Origin of the sequence: Rhizobium sp. 10PS4, from assembly GCF_032464805.1 — a bacterium.
Taxonomy (GTDB): Bacteria; Pseudomonadota; Alphaproteobacteria; order Rhizobiales; family Rhizobiaceae; genus Rhizobium; species Rhizobium laguerreae.
The window spans coordinates 332188-346509 of sequence record NZ_JAWDIW010000006.1; the positions used below are offsets into that span (position 1 = coordinate 332188).

The window sequence follows — 14322 nt, forward strand, 5'->3', positions numbered from 1 at the left end:
GTCTGGTGAAACGCATCATGTTGATTGTCAATCGTAATTCGACGCGCAGGTGGGGTCACGACCGGCGCCGATGGAGCATCATGTCAGCCTGGAAACGCTCGCGGCCCTGAAGAGGTTCACAGTGCAAACACGTTCCTGAGCAAGCGCCGGTCAGAAACGGTTTGTTTCGGAAAGGCGTGGCTGGCGAACGCCCAGGGTAACATCGCACCGATCTCAAGCCTTCCTACTGGACTGCAGCGCCACGATGACGCGTTCAGCCATCGATGGCCACCTGCCGGGACACGATCCATTCAGGGGCTCAGAACCAGAAAACCCCGTCCTCCAGCGCCGTGAACAGGCTGTCGACGCCATAGGAGAGCTTGCGGTCGACGATGTGCAGATATTCGGTCCAGCCCGAAATATGCTGCAGCTCGACGGCGCCGTCGGAAATGCCGCGCAGGCCGATCAGCGGCAGCTTGTAGCCCTGGCAGGCCCGCAGCACCGCATAGGTCTCCATATCGACCATGTCGGCGTCGATGCCGGTATAAGCGGTGCCCGAGATGATGTTGCCGCCGGTGGAAAGGCTTGCTTCGGCAATGCCGGGAATGCGCAGCGGCAGCTCGAGCGTTGCCGGCAGGTCGAGAAAGGGTGTCTTGCCCTTTTCGAAGCCGAGCGGCGAGGCGTCCATGTCGCGGTAAGAAACCGAGGTCACCTGATAGATTTCGGTCTGCTCCAGTTTCGCGGAGCCGGCCGATCCGAGGGAGACGACGAGATCGGGGAGGTCGTCGACGGCGTCCAGCCGCGCCAATGTCTTGCTCAGCGCGATGGCTGCCTCGACCGGGCCGACGCCGGTCATCAGCGGTTCGATGCGCGAACGCAGGAAGGGACCGTATTCGGCCTCCGCCGCCATGACGAAAAGAATGGATTTCCCCGCGACCGATTTCAGTTCGAACTTCATCCCGTAATGCCCTCTCTACCGCGGATCACCATCATCGTTCCGGTCATGGAGGCGATGAGTTTCGCCGGCCCGTCGCTGATCGCGTAGCCTCGTCCGTCGGCGACGATGATGGTGGAGCCGGGTTTGGTGATTTCCCCGCGAAACAGGAAACGATCGCCGCGCCCGGGCGACATGAGGTTGACCTTGAACTCGATCGTCAGGATCGAGGCTTCCGGGTCGATGACGCTGTAGGCGGCAAAGCCGCAGGCCGAATCGAGCGCTGCGGAAATGATGCCCGCATGCAGGATGCCGTGCTGTTGTGTCAGTTTGACGTCGAAGGGAAGCTCGATCTCGACGACGCCGTGCTCGACGCGCGTCAGCTCCGCGCCGATCGTCTCCATCGCCGCCTGCCGCGCAAAATTGCGGCGGATTCGCGCGCGGAAATCGCCCCTGTCAGTCTCGCTCATGTCTGCCCCTCTTGCAGCCGCGAAAGTGGCATGGCGCGCCGCATTCGACAAGCTGGACATTGCTGAAATCGGTCCGGGCGCCGATGGAAACCCGAGACCGTGTCGCCGCGGCAACCCTTCACCTTTCCGTCGCCGTGCAAGCCGGCACAGCTGGCCGGCACCGCTCGCCAGTACCGCTGGATTGTGGCGTTCCGATGCGAAGACGATTGCAGCTTCGCGCGGTGCGCGTATTCTCCGCACCGGGTCGCGAAATGATGGAGCGCCGGCGGCATGACGACGATATCGCAATCGGTCCGGAATTTCGAGACATGGCTGGCCGGCGAACTCGGCAACGATCTCGTCAAGGAGGATCTGCGCGAGAAGCATGAGAAGATGCGGAGCGACGATTTCGTCTTCCTGCGCGCCACCTATTGGCGCTGGTGCGAGATCATCCTCGATATCTGCCCGGAACTGACGGGCGCGCCTCAGGTACTGGCGATCGGTGACACGCATCTGGAGAATTTCGGCACCTGGCGCGATGTCGAGGGCCGGCTCGTCTGGGGCGTCAATGATTTCGACGACGCGGCGGTGATGCCCTATGCGCTGGATCTCGTTCGCCTTGCGGCAAGCGCTGTGCTGGCCCGCGGCGGCGACGGTCCGTCGGTTCGCATGATCGGCGAATTGATCTTGAGCGGTTATCGCCGGGGCCTTGAAAATCCGCTGCCTGTTATCCTCGAGCGCGACCACAAATGGCTGCGCAAGGCGCTGCTGCTGCCGAATTCCGAACGCCGGGAATTCTGGGAGAAATACGAAATGCTGCAGCCCGGCAAGAAGCCGCCACCGGCAGCCTACGTCGAGGCGCTCGCAGACGCGCTGCCGTTGGGGGCAGGACCCTTCGCGGCGAAGCCGCGCAGCGGCGGCACCGGCAGCCTCGGCCGGCCGCGTTTCGTCGCCTATGCCGAATGGCAGGGTGGGCCGGTGCTGCGCGAGGCAAAGGCGCTGGTGCCGTCCGCCTGGTCGCTTCGCTACAACCCGCGGGACCTGGCGATTCATGCAAGCGAGATCGCCAATGGGCGGGCGCGCTCTGCCGATCCGCATTACCGGGTCTCCGGCCGCACCCTCGTGCGCCGGCTCTCGCCGAACAGCTGCAAGATCGAAATCGACCGGCACCCCGAGATCCTGCTTTCGCCGACGATGCTCGAATTGATGGGATTCGAGATCGCCAATTGCCATTCTGACGATGCGGCTGCGGTTGCAGCGATCCTGAAGGATTTGGCGGCGCGGGGAAACGAATGGCTGCACGAGGCGGCAAGAGCCGCGGCATCAAGCGTCAGCGCCGAGCAGAAAGCCTATGCGCGTTCCGGTTAAGCCCTGCCTTCCCTGATCTAGATCCGCACGATGTGCTGATCCCAGGCGACGTCGCTGCGGGTCGACAGGAAATCGCCGTCATAGGAGGAGACGGCAAAGCCGCTTCTAGCCGGCGCGATGCCCGCCGCATCCGGTACGGAAGTCTCGGCCAGCATCTTGCCCGTCCTAGCGTCGATGGTCACCGAGGCGCCGCCCTTCGGCGAGGTTATGCCGACGAGACCTTCGCTGCGATTGACGGCGATCGCCCCGACGTAATTGGCAAGCCTGCGCGTCGTCTCCTCCGGCAGGTCGATGAAGGTAAGATCCTCCCCCTTGGCGAAATGGCCGACAAGCGGCGGCAAATCCTTGCGGTGGCCTTCATACTGGCAGGCGAACCAGATGCGGCCCGCGCCATCGAGATCGACATGGCGAGTGGAGAGTTCTGCCCATTCTGCCGGCAGCACATGTTTTTCGACCAGCGCACCGGTTGCCGCATCGATCAGCGCCAGCGACGGCTGCATCTCTCCGAGATTGAGCTTGGTGCGGCCGAAATCCGGATGCGTCTCGATGCCGCCATTGGCGACGATGAGCAGGCGTCCGTCGTCGGAAACGGTCATGTCGTGCGGACCAATGCCGTAGGTTTCGAATTCGCCGATGCGGGTGAAGCGGTCGGTGGCGTCGTAGAGGCCGATCATGCCGCGATTGCCGTCGAAGTCGTTCTCGCTGGCGTAGAGCAGACGGCCGTCGGGAGAGAAGGCGCCGTGGCCGTAGAAATGCCGGTCTTCCCTGGAGCTGATGACGATCGGCTCGCTTTTGTTCCAGGGATCGAAGATCATCGCATAAGTGCCCGGCCGGCGCGCGAAGGCGACAGTCTTGCCGGTACTGGCGCTGAAGGCCATGCCGTGGGCGCGGGCGGGAAGCGCCACCTGATCGACGATCTCGCCGCGCTCGGTCACGGTCGCAATGGCAAAGGAGCCGTCGGCTGCCCGAATGCCCGAGGCATAGACCACATCAGTCCCCTCCAGCGCCATCAGCGATCTTGGCGTCAAGGTGGCAAGGAAGCCGAGCCCCGCCGCCTTGACGAAGCTGCGTCGGTTGATCGCGGCACTTTGCATCATCGTCTCAGTCTCCGTCCGAAAAGGAAAAGCCGGCCGAAAGGCCGATGGCTGCGCCATATTCGTCGCTGATCCGGGTGATCAGGTCGCGGCTTTCGGCAAGCAGCGTATCGAGCTTGGCCTTCTCCGCATCGCTTGTGGCGACGTCGATGTCGGGGTTGAGCTTCGGCACGCTGTCGAGCAGTGATTTGAAATCCTCGTCGATCGAGGCGGCGATCGGCTGTTTGTCCGGCGGCAGAAGTTCGGCCATGCCGGCCTTCTGCCAGAGCGTGCGCAGGCCTTCCAGATTGGCGGCCATCGATTTCCAGGTGTTCTTGGAACGCCAGTAGATCGCCATGCGCGGCCGCGGCGCGGTGTCCTTGCCCTTGTAGAATTGCTCCAGCCGCTGGTCGCGGACATTCTCCGCGCCATGGACGAGAATGCCGAGCAGCGCGGTCACCGCTTCCTTGTTATCCATGAAATCGTTGCTCTGCGGGCCTGGATGTTTCCAGCTCGCCTGCACGCCGTCGGGCTTTTCCCAGGCGGCGACGACTTCGCCGGCCTCACGCTGGATATTGCCGGCGACCGCCTCGCCGTAAAGGCAACGGAAGCCGTTTTTCTGCCCGACGAGATCGTTGGAGCCATTGCCGTAGAGCACGTATTCCAGCGCCGTCAGGCCTTGCAGCGCAACACTCTTGCCGGCGATCGCATCGACAGTCGCATCCTTTGGATCGGCCTTGGCGATCAGCGCCTGCACCTGCTTGAGGCCGACGCCCTTGCGGTCGGGATAAAACAGGATGTGCTCGAAGAGATTGTCCTGGATGACAGGTCCGGTCTGGACGATCTCGATGATCGACCAGTAGCGGATCGTATCGTCGAAGGCGGATTTCGCCTTGTCGAGCGTCTGCTGCGTACCGTCAGCGCATAGATCCTTCATCGCCGTCGTCAACCGGGCAGCCGATTGCTGCATGTTGCGATAGCCGGGACGGATCACCTCGTCGACGGCGCGCTGCATGACGGCGGGAACGGCATCCTCGTTCAGCCCTGCCGGGGGAGCAACAGTCTGGGCGGCCGCGGATGTCGCGAGGCCGATCAGAGTAAGGCAGAGCAGGGGGTGCCAAAGGCGCATCAAAGTGACTCCAGGAATGTAATCAGGGCCGCCCTGTCGTCTTTCGGCAGGGAGGAGAAAGCGTTGCGGGCCTTTTCAGCTTCGCCGCCGTGCCAGAGGATCGCTTCGGTGAGGCTCCGCGCACGGCCGTCATGCAGGAAAAAGCTGTGTCCGCTGACAGTCCGGGTCAGTCCTATACCCCATAGCGGCGGCGTGCGCCATTCACGTCCGCTTGCAAGGCCGACCTGCTGCCCGTCGGCAAGCCCGTCGCCCATGTCGTGCAGAAGAAAGTCGGAATAGGGCCAGATCAGCTGGAACGACTGCGCTTTTTCTTGCGTATCCCGCCGGGTGACGAATTTCGGCACGTGGCAGGAAATGCAGCCGCTTTCGTAAAACACGCGCTTGCCCCGCAGCGTCTCGGGGAAGCTTGCCTTGCGCCGTGCCGGAACGGCAAGATTTCCGGAATAGAAGGTGACGAGGTCGAGAATCGGACCTGGCGCTTCTTCTGCGCCCAGCCGTTTCTGCACGCCGGTCGGCATATCAAGGCATTTCTCTTCCGCCTTGGTGCAATCGCCCTGCGCGTCCGGGTGATCGGGCGTCGAGATGCCGATATCATTGGCGAAAGCATCGGCACTCTGGTCGCGCACCGTGGCGTTCTGCGCCTTCCAGCCAAAACGACCGAGCGTGATCTTGCCGCTGCGGTGGTCGCGCACGACCGCAGCTTTCCCCGAGATGCTGTCGCCGTTGGCATCGTCAGGATCGGCATGGGCAAGGATATCGGCCTCGGGAATGGCCTCGATCAGTCCGAGGCCGATCATCGCCGAGGCGACACGCGGCGAAATCGTCGTCGCCGGATCGAGCGGTCCATAACCAAGGTTTGTCACCGCATAACTCGGCCGGCGCAGCGACACGATCTCGCCGTCGCCGAGCGTCACCCTCTCTTCGCGGTAGCTGATCGCCATCTTGCCTTCAGCGGCAAGGCCGGGAACGGCGAGGTCCTGCAGCTGATGGCCGTAGACCGGATCGGGAAAATTGACGACATCGGCACGCGCAACCGCTTTTTCTTCCTCCGGCGTCCTGGCCGTACCGGAAAGCCGCAGCAACATCGAGGTGGCGCTCGGACCTCCCTCCGGCGGTCTGCCGCGGCCATCATTGACGTGGCAGCTCATGCAGGAGCGGGCGTTGAACAGCGGCCCGAGACCATCGGAGGCCTGTGTCGAGGAGGGAGCGGAAACCCAGAGCTTGCGGAAGAGCGCGTTGCCGAGCTTGAAATTCTGCTCTTCCTCGAAGGGGATATTGGCCGAAATATGCGAGAAGCTGTCCTCGGTGACAGAGTCGATCGAGGTCGTCGCACCCGCCTGCATGGCTTCGTATTGTTCGGCCTTGGAAAAATCCGCCGTCGGCCGGGTGACGGCGGCGACGCGTTTCAGATCGGCCTCGGAGAGATCGATACGTTTCCGCGGCAGATCGAAACCGGCGGCGATGCTGACGGGCGCGGCTGCAAGAGCTGCGAAGGCGGCGATGCGGATGGATAGGCGAAGTTTTGATAAGAGGCGATGATCCCGAGCGGCAAACTCAACGGTGCCCGCGCGCGCTTCCCTCTCTGCTCCCTCATTCCTGTGCTCGTCACAGGAATCCAGTGCGCCCAAGTCCTTGGGCGCGGAAGACTCCCCTTTGACCGAGTCATTCACGGCGCGGACGCGCCGTGGCTGGATTCCTGTGACATCCCTCGGGCAAAGCCCTGAGGACACAGGAATGAGGGAGGCAATAGATGGCATTTCAGGGTCCGGGCCGCTCCGGCTTTCGAAGCGGCCCGCCTTTTTGCTTATTGGAAGACGGCGTTAGGATTATCCAAGCTGTCGGAACCTTCAAGCTGAACCGTGCCGAGATCGAGTGCGGCAATAACGCGCTGCACCGATTTCGTCTGGTCGATCAGCCCGTCGATGGCGGCCTGGACAACGGCGTTGCCGTCCTTGTTGCCTTCGCCGATCATCTGATCGTACTTTTCGACCGTCTCGCCGCGCTTTGCCATGGCATTCATCGCATCGAGCGTCTTGTTGAGCTTGCCTTCCACTTCGGCATCGAGCGCCTTGTCCTTGGCGGCCACCAGATCGTGCAGCGACGGGCCGCTGAGCTTGGTGCCGTCGACGCGGGTATAATTGCCGGTATAGGCGGCAGCAATGCCGATCGCGTCGTTGAGATGCGAGTTGTAGGTATTGTCCGAGAAGCAATCATGCTCTTCTTCCGGATCGTGCAGCAGCAGGCCGAGCTTCATGCGCTCGCCGGCAAGCTCGCCGTAGGAAAGCGAACCCATGCCCGTCAGGATCGCCACAAGGCCTGCCTTCGGATCGGCTTCGACATTCTTCGTCGCAGCGCCATCCGGCTTCCAGTTGTCGGTCATTTCCTGCAGGTCGGAAACCAGCAGGGTGGAGGCGGACTTCAGATATTCGGCGCGGCGGTCGCAATTGCCGTGCGTGCAGTTCTTGAGGTCGTAATCGGTTGCCGGGCGGTCGCCGGCGCCAGGGCCCGTGCCGTTCAGATCCTGACCCCAGAGCAGGAATTCGATGGCATGATAGCCGGTCGCGACATTGGCTTCGATGCCGCCTGCCTCGGCGAGCGTACCGGAGAGGAATTCTGGCGTCAGCTTGGAGGCGTCGACATCCTTGCCGTCGATCTTGATCGTCTTGTTGGCGATGACATTTGCCACATAGAGAGAATTTTCGTCGCTCTCGGTGCCGTAGGAGGCGTCGACATAGTCGATCAGGCCTTCATCGAGCGGCCATGCATTGACCTTGCCTTCCCAGTCGTCGACGATCGGATTGCCGAAGCGATAGACTTCCGTCTGCTGGTAGGGGACGCGCGCCTTGATCCAGGCGTCCCTGGCGGCCTTGAGCGTCGCATCGGTCGGCGCCTTCAGGAAGGCGTCGATCGCAGCGTCGAGCGCCTTGGCCGTCGTCAGCGAATCCTCGTATTTCGCATGCGCCACGTCGGCATAGTGTTTCACCACGGCGGCGGCATCGGTCTCGGCATGCACGGGAAGGGCGAGCAGGGCTGCGGGGGCGATCGCCAGCACGGCTGCGCGGAATTTGCGGTTGAGCGTCATGATCCTCTCCTGTGACGGGATTTTCCGTCTAATCGGGCTCCGTCTCTTCGCGCAAAAGCAAACTTGTGTCAAACGCTCTAGTTTGGAATGGTTTTAAGGATGCAGAGCCGGTGCCCGCGCTGCCGTCGTCGAACGGCATCTACTTGAAAAACCGGCGGCAACCACGCCATCTCACGCGCTCAGCGCAGCCTTATTCCGCCGCGGCATCACGATGCGTTGTCGACGGCCGCTAAACCGCCTCAGCCCTTGCGCTGCATGCGGCAGAAGAAGAAGCCGTCCGTGTCGGTGGAGGCGGGCGTCAGAGTCACCGTCAGGCCGTCGGAAGAATGCGGACGCGGGGCATCCTTGCCGAACAGGGCTTCCCAGGCGGGCAGGGCACTGACGATCTGAAAATCAGGATTGTCAGCCGTGAAGCGGCGCGCCTGTTCCTCGTTTTCCTGGGGCAGGACCGAGCAGGTGACATAGATCAGATCGCCGCCTGATTTGACGAAGCCGCTCGCCTGCGCCAGCGCGTCCTGCTGCTGGGCGGTGCGCTCGTCGAGGTTCTTCGCCGTCAGCCGCCACTTCGTATCGGGGCGGCGGCGCCACGTGCCGGTGCCGGTGCAGGGCGCGTCGACCAGCACCTTGTCGCAGCGTCCGGCAAGGGCGGAGAGCGCCCTGGCGTCGTCATGCACCTGGACATTGCGTGTGCCCGCCCGCTTCAGCCGCTCAATGATCGGCGCCAGTCGTTTGCGGTCGGCGTCATAGGCGTGAACCTGTCCCTTGTTCTGCATGGCCGCCGCCATGGCGAGCGTCTTACCGCCGCCGCCGGCGCAATAGTCGAGAACCTGTTCGCCATCATGGGCGAGCACCAGGTCGGCGACGATCTGCGATCCCTCGTCCTGAACTTCGAACCAGCCTTTCTGGAACGAAAGCTCGGCTGTCACGTTGGGAAGACGCGAGGCGCCTTCGCCAGCGGCAATCCGGATGCCGTAGCGGGCGATCTTCGCTGCATGCGCGTTGGCTCTTTCGAGCGCCCTGACGACCTTGTCGCGGGAGGCTTTGAGCAGGTTGGCGCGCAGATCGAGCGTCGGGCGGGCGGCGAGTGCCTGTGCCTCGGCGAGCCAGCCGGCGCCGAAGGCCTGTTCGAAGGAGGATTGCACCCATTCGGGAATATCGCCGCGAATATGCGGCGGCGCATCGTCGAGCGAGCGGCTTTGAAAGGCAGAGACGGCGTCGGCTGAAAGCGGCGCCGGCGCAAACTTGTCATCCGCCAGCTCAGTGGCAAGACTGTCAGGCGTGAAACCCCATTGGCGGAACATGACGGCATGGGCAATGGCCGCAGCACTGTCGTCATCCATCAGCCAGGCGTGGGAAAGCCGCATGCGCAGTGCGTCATAGACGATGTTGCCGATCGCAGCACGATCGCCGGAACCGGCGAAGCGGTGCGCGAGGCCCCAGTCCTTCAGCGCGTCGGCGACGGGCCGCTTGCGGGCATCGATGTCCGCGAGCACAGAAATCGCCCCTTCGAGGCGGCCGCCCAGACGCATTCACATGTCTCCTGTTGCCGTGGCGTGGGAACGATCAGCGCAAACGCGAGTGTCACGCAGCGGATTGTTCACAAGTCTCAACCGGGTGGTAACCGCGATTGACGGCAAGAGCAAGCGCCGCTTCCGGCGCAGTCAGTGCTGACCTCAGCTGACGACCTGGTAGCAGACCTTCGCAGTGCCGGAGCTCACCATGCCGATATTCTGGGCGGCGGCGCGCGACAGGTCGATCACACGACCACGGATGAACGGACCACGATCGTTGATACGAACGACGACGGTGCGGCCATTGTTGCGGTTGGTGACCTTCACCTTGGTGCCGAAAGCAAGTGAACGATGTGCGGCAGTCAAGATGGCTGGATTCATACGTTCCCCGGAAGCAGTTTTGGAGCGAAGTGCGTACCATGAAGCACCGCCACAGCCATTGCCAGCAAAACCTTCCGCCGGAAGCATGGAAGAACAGGCTGCAATAGTTACAGCGGCGATAATAGAACGACGTATTTTCTTCACAACAGAGTATCCCTCAACTATTGAACTCACGCCCTTGCAGGGTGGCGGGGCTTAAATCTGTGAAAAAGTGGCGAAAAAGTGCCGCAGCAATTCACGGAATATTACAATCTGCAACATTCGTGAGTGTGATGACGAGATTTCAGGAATGCGCGCCGTCGCCAAACGTGGAAAAAAGCTAATAGAATCAGCCAAAATCCGAACGAATTTTCCGAAGGGATGGTTAACGCCATCGCGTTCACGAAAATCGCGAAAATATTTTTTCGATTTCGCCATATTTACTGCCACATTTGGGCAAATTCAAAGGCCGTTAACCATAAGATGCGGCGAAAATTGTCCGGCCAAAGCGGGAAAGTAGGAATTTCCTACTCATTTTGGGTGAGCGTATCCGTCGCAAACAGGACTGAGTTCTACTCCCCACGCCAGCGGCCATCCTGCCACAATTGCGCAAGCGACATAGGATAGTTCGGGAAGGAGAATTCGAAGCCGGCAGCCTTCAGTTTCGCATTCGAAACCCGCTTGTTCTCGCCGTAGAAAGTGCGCGCCATCGGCGTCAGTTCCGCGGTCTCGAACGCCTGTTCCGGCGGCGGTTCGACGCCCATCAGGCGGGCTGCCTCGACGATCACATCCTGCGGCGGGCCGGGCCGGTCGTCGGTGACATTATAGATGCCGCCGAGGCCGCGCTCCGACAGGAAACGTGTCGCCGCACCAATATCCTCGACGCGGATGCGGTTGAACACCTGGTCCTTCTTGATCAGCCGTCGCGCCGTGCCCTTGTCCAGATTGCAGAAGGCGTTGCGACCCGGCCCATAGATGCCGGAAAGGCGAAGCACCGCCGCCGGCACGCTGCGCTCCCGGCCCATAGCCAACCAGCCCTCTTCCGCCTCGAGCCGCTCGGTCGACCGCCCGGAAACCGGCAGGCACGGCGTTTCCTCGTCCACCCAGGCGCCCTGGTGATCGCCATAGACGCCGACGGTGGAGAGGTAGCCGATCCATTCGAGCTTCGGCAGCAGACGTGCGCCGTCTTTACCGAGCAGCCGTAGCAACGGGTCGGCCTTTCCAGGGGCAATCGACTGCACCAGATGAGTGACGCCTTCCAAAGCCTGGCGCAGTTCCTCTTCCATGCTCTGTCCGTCGAAAAGGAATGCTTCGATGCCGTATTCGCGGAGGACTTCCACTTTGTCAGGCGAGCGCGTGGTGCCGGAAACCCGCACGCCGTCGCCGGTAAAGGCCTTGGCGATTGCCGTGCCGGAATAACCGCAGCCAAAGATCATCACATGCATCAGCCCACTCCCGCCAATCGCCATTCGTTCAGGACGTCGTCATCTCTCTCGTCTGCCCTTTGTGCGGCAAAGGCCGCAAATTCGCCAGCCTCCATCAGCCGTGAAAGCGCCCAGACCGCCATGCCGCGTACCACGGGCGAGGGATCCTCCGAAAGCCCGCGACATTGCCCAATGAGCGCCTTGTCGCCGGAATTGCCGGCGGCGATCAGCACGTTGCGGATAAAGCGGTCGCGGCCGATCCGCTTCACCGGCGAGCCGCTGAAAAAGGCGCGGAAGGCGGCATCGTCGAGCGTCAGCAGAAAGGCGATCGACGGCTCCTTCAGATCTTCCCGCGCCTTGAGCTTCATCTCGGAGGCGGAACTTGCGAACTTGTTCCAGGGACAGACGGCAAGACAGTCGTCGCAGCCATAGATGCGATTGCCGATCAGCCCGCGCAAATCGGCATCGATCGGCCCCTTGTGCTCGATGGTCAGATAGGAGATGCAGCGCCGCGCATCGATCTGGTAAGGCGCCGGAAAGGCAGCCGTCGGACAGATGTCGAGGCAGGCTCGGCAGGAGCCGCAATGATCGGTCTCCGACGCGTCGACGGCAAGATCGGCGGTGGTGAACATCGTGCCGAGGAACAGCCAGGAGCCATGAACGCGGCTGACGAGATTGGTGTGTTTGCCCTGCCAGCCGAGCCCGGCTGCCTCCGCCAGCGGTTTCTCCATCACCGGCGCCGTATCGACGAAGACCTTCACATCGGCGCCCGCCCGCGCCGCGAAGCGCGTGGCGATCTCCTTCAGCCGGCCCTTGATGACGTCGTGATAATCGCGGTTGCGGGCATAGACCGAAATCGCTGCCTTGTCCGGCTTGTCGAGGATAGCGCGGGGATCTTCATCCGGGGCGTAATTGAGGCCGAAGACGACGACGGAGCGCACCTCGCTCCAGAGCGTGCGGGGATCGCCGCGCCGGTCGCGCGTCTCCGCCATCCAGCCCATCGTCCCGTGGCGCCCGGCATCGATGAACTGGCCGAGACGCTCCTTGGCTTCAGGGATCGCATCCGGGCGCGTGATGCGGCAGAGATCGAAGCCCTTGGCGGCAGATTCCGCCCGGACAAACTCGGTCAAATTGTCGCGGCGGCGGCGCTCTTTGTCATCATTGTCAGGTTCGGGCATGAAGAGCCCTCGTCAGAAATCCAGATCGGCATAGTGTGAAACCGGTGTCAGGCCGCGTACGCGCTCGGTCAGCATCGGCCGGAAGGAGGGACGCGACTTCAGCCGCTGGTACCAGTCCTTGACGACGGGCGAATCCGCCCACTCGATCTCGCCGAGATAATCGAGGATCGAGATCGAGGCCGCGGCGGCAAGGTCGGCATAGCTCATCCGCTCACCCGCCAGCCACTGACGCGAGCCGGCAAGCCAGGTGAGATAGCGCATATGCTGGCGGATATTCGCGCGTGCCGTGCGCAAAACCTTCGAATCCGGTGCTCCGCCGCCCTGATCGGCGGTCATCTGCAACTTATAGACACGCTCGCGCGCGAGCGGTTTGGTCACGTCGTTTTCCATCTTCTGCATGAACCATTCGGTCAGCCGGCGGATTTCCGCTCGCTGGAAAGGGTCTTCGGCGAGCAGCCGCCGGTCGCGCTTCAAGACGCCATGCGTTTCGTCCAGATATTCGGAAATAACGCTCGCGCCGCAGAGCGCGCGCATGCTGTCGTCGACATAAACCGGCAGCGTGCCGGCCGGATTGAGCGCCAGGAAATCCCGGCGTTTCTCCCATGTCTGCTCCTCGATCAGATCCGCCTGATAGCCGTATTCCGCCAGGATCAGCCGGACGAAGCGAGATGCGGATGACATGGGATGATGATAAAGCGTGGGCATCGATACTCGGGCTTTGTGATTGCTGTTACAGGACTGTGTGGCAGCTCGATTATAGCGCCCTAGTCATGACTCATTGGTTGAAGCTATAGGAGCTTGGCCCCGCCAATACAAGCGAATCGGATTTTACGCCATCTGACAATGGCGAAACACGGTCTAACGAATGATTAGAAACGGCGGCCTGATCGACCCAAGCGTTCAGGCCCGGCCGAACTTTAAACCGGAGACAATGTATGGATTATATAAGTGCTATCATTCTCGGTATCATAGAGGGGATCACCGAGTTTCTGCCGATCTCGAGCACCGGCCATCTCATCATTGCGGAGCAATGGCTCGGCCACCGGTCGGACATGTTCAACATCGTCATTCAGGCAGGCGCCATCCTCGCCGTCACCATCATTTACTGGCGTCGTCTGGTGGATCTGGTGCTCGGCTGGCGCGACCCGATCAATCGTGATTATGCCGCCAAGCTGATCGCTGCCTTTCTCATCACCGCCATTCTCGGACTTGTCGTCAAGAGGCTCGGCTTTGAACTGCCGGAGACCGCAACACCGATTGCCTGGGCGCTCATCATCGGCGGTATCTGGATGATCTTTGCCGAGTGGGCCGCCGCCCGCAGGCCGCCCCATAAAGAGATCACCTGGCTTGTCGCCATCCTGGTCGGCATCGCCCAGATCGTTGCCGGCGTCTTCCCGGGAACCTCGCGCTCCGGCGCCACGATCTTCGTTGCCATGCTGGCAGGCACGGGCAACCGCGCTGCGGCGACCGAATTCGCCTTTCTCGTCGGCATTCCCACAATGTACGCCGCAAGCGGCTATGAATTGCTGAAGACGTTCAGGGATGGCGGAGCGGCAGGTGAAGACTGGACGGCGCTCGGCATTGCCTTCGTCGTGTCCACGATCGTCGCCTTCATCGCCGTCAAATGGCTGCTGGCCTATATCAGGAGCAACCGGTTTACGCTGTTTGCAATCTACCGCATCATTCTCGGTGTTTTGCTGCTCGGCATGGCCGCGACCGGCTTGATTGCCTGAGACATCGTCCTGCATTGCATTCGCGCAACTCCCGGCGCGAATGCAAATGCCCCGTCGGACTCCGAACAGACACTCTGTTGCCGGCAGAAGCCGCCAATCTTT

At 62.0% G+C, this 14322-nt stretch carries 13 protein-coding genes; 2 read left to right on the top strand and 11 right to left on the bottom strand.

The genetic code is table 11. The features are described from left to right. Positions 1 to 298: 298 nt before the first annotated feature. Both RWJ89_RS14220 and RWJ89_RS14225 read right to left on the bottom strand, forming a co-directional pair. Entirely contained in the window at positions 299 to 937 is a 639-nt protein-coding gene (locus RWJ89_RS14220) for a 5'-methylthioadenosine/S-adenosylhomocysteine nucleosidase (protein ID WP_064248221.1), read from the bottom strand. Further along, positions 934 to 1383 (bottom strand): PaaI family thioesterase, encoded by a 450-nt coding sequence (locus tag RWJ89_RS14225; RefSeq protein WP_003544704.1) that lies wholly within the window; start codon positions 1381 to 1383, stop codon positions 934 to 936. Before RWJ89_RS14225 ends, RWJ89_RS14220 begins: the two co-directional genes overlap by 4 nt. A gap of 270 nt (positions 1384 to 1653) precedes the next feature. Between RWJ89_RS14225 and RWJ89_RS14230 the strand changes: the two genes are divergently transcribed. Continuing rightward, the gene (locus RWJ89_RS14230) at positions 1654 to 2730 is read left to right on the top strand and encodes a DUF2252 family protein (RefSeq protein WP_168283981.1); all 1077 of its coding nucleotides are present in this window, start codon (positions 1654 to 1656) and stop codon (positions 2728 to 2730) included. A gap of 17 nt (positions 2731 to 2747) precedes the next feature. On the opposite strand, the gene RWJ89_RS14235 is transcribed toward RWJ89_RS14230, so the two are convergent. The 9 genes from RWJ89_RS14235 to RWJ89_RS14275 all read right to left on the bottom strand — a co-directional run bounded on the left by RWJ89_RS14235 (position 2748) and on the right by RWJ89_RS14275 (position 13192). After that, positions 2748 to 3827 (bottom strand): DUF1513 domain-containing protein, encoded by a 1080-nt coding sequence (locus RWJ89_RS14235; RefSeq protein ID WP_168283980.1) that lies wholly within the window; start codon positions 3825 to 3827, stop codon positions 2748 to 2750. A 4-nt stretch (positions 3828 to 3831) separates the two neighbouring features. Continuing rightward, positions 3832 to 4932, bottom strand: a complete 1101-nt coding sequence (locus tag RWJ89_RS14240) for an imelysin family protein (RefSeq protein ID WP_077977309.1) — start codon at positions 4930 to 4932, stop codon at positions 3832 to 3834. Beyond that, positions 4932 to 6689 carry a di-heme oxidoreductase family protein gene (locus RWJ89_RS14245; protein WP_206116858.1) on the bottom strand — a complete coding sequence of 586 codons (1758 nt, stop codon included), beginning with the start codon at positions 6687 to 6689 and terminating at the stop codon, positions 4932 to 4934. The genes RWJ89_RS14240 and RWJ89_RS14245 overlap by 1 nt, the downstream gene beginning before the upstream one ends. 47 nt (positions 6690 to 6736) lie before the next feature. Continuing rightward, a complete protein-coding gene (locus RWJ89_RS14250) occupies positions 6737 to 8014 on the bottom strand; it encodes an imelysin family protein (RefSeq protein ID WP_222060494.1) in 1278 nt (425 codons plus the stop codon). 239 nt (positions 8015 to 8253) lie between these two features. After that, positions 8254 to 9543 carry an RsmB/NOP family class I SAM-dependent RNA methyltransferase gene (locus tag RWJ89_RS14255; protein WP_168283979.1) on the bottom strand — a complete coding sequence of 430 codons (1290 nt, stop codon included), beginning with the start codon at positions 9541 to 9543 and terminating at the stop codon, positions 8254 to 8256. Positions 9544 to 9687: 144 nt separating this feature from the next. Next, on the bottom strand, positions 9688 to 10050 hold the full coding sequence (locus RWJ89_RS14260; protein ID WP_018069989.1) for a septal ring lytic transglycosylase RlpA family protein: 363 nt from the start codon (positions 10048 to 10050) through the stop codon (positions 9688 to 9690). Positions 10051 to 10457: 407 nt separating this feature from the next. Further along, the gene (locus tag RWJ89_RS14265; protein WP_131662921.1) at positions 10458 to 11330 is read right to left on the bottom strand and encodes an SDR family oxidoreductase; all 873 of its coding nucleotides are present in this window, start codon (positions 11328 to 11330) and stop codon (positions 10458 to 10460) included. Beyond that, complete coding sequence (gene queG, locus RWJ89_RS14270; protein WP_168283978.1) at positions 11330 to 12487, bottom strand: tRNA epoxyqueuosine(34) reductase QueG; 1158 nt, start codon at positions 12485 to 12487, stop codon at positions 11330 to 11332. Before queG ends, RWJ89_RS14265 begins: the two co-directional genes overlap by 1 nt. Before the next feature lie 12 nt (positions 12488 to 12499). After that, a complete protein-coding gene (locus tag RWJ89_RS14275; protein WP_003544722.1) occupies positions 12500 to 13192 on the bottom strand; it encodes a glutathione S-transferase family protein in 693 nt (230 codons plus the stop codon). A gap of 230 nt (positions 13193 to 13422) precedes the next feature. Here RWJ89_RS14275 and RWJ89_RS14280 point away from each other — a divergent pair, with 230 nt between their 5' ends. Next, the gene (locus tag RWJ89_RS14280; RefSeq protein WP_168283977.1) at positions 13423 to 14220 is read left to right on the top strand and encodes an undecaprenyl-diphosphate phosphatase; all 798 of its coding nucleotides are present in this window, start codon (positions 13423 to 13425) and stop codon (positions 14218 to 14220) included. Positions 14221 to 14322: the final 102 nt, after the last annotated feature.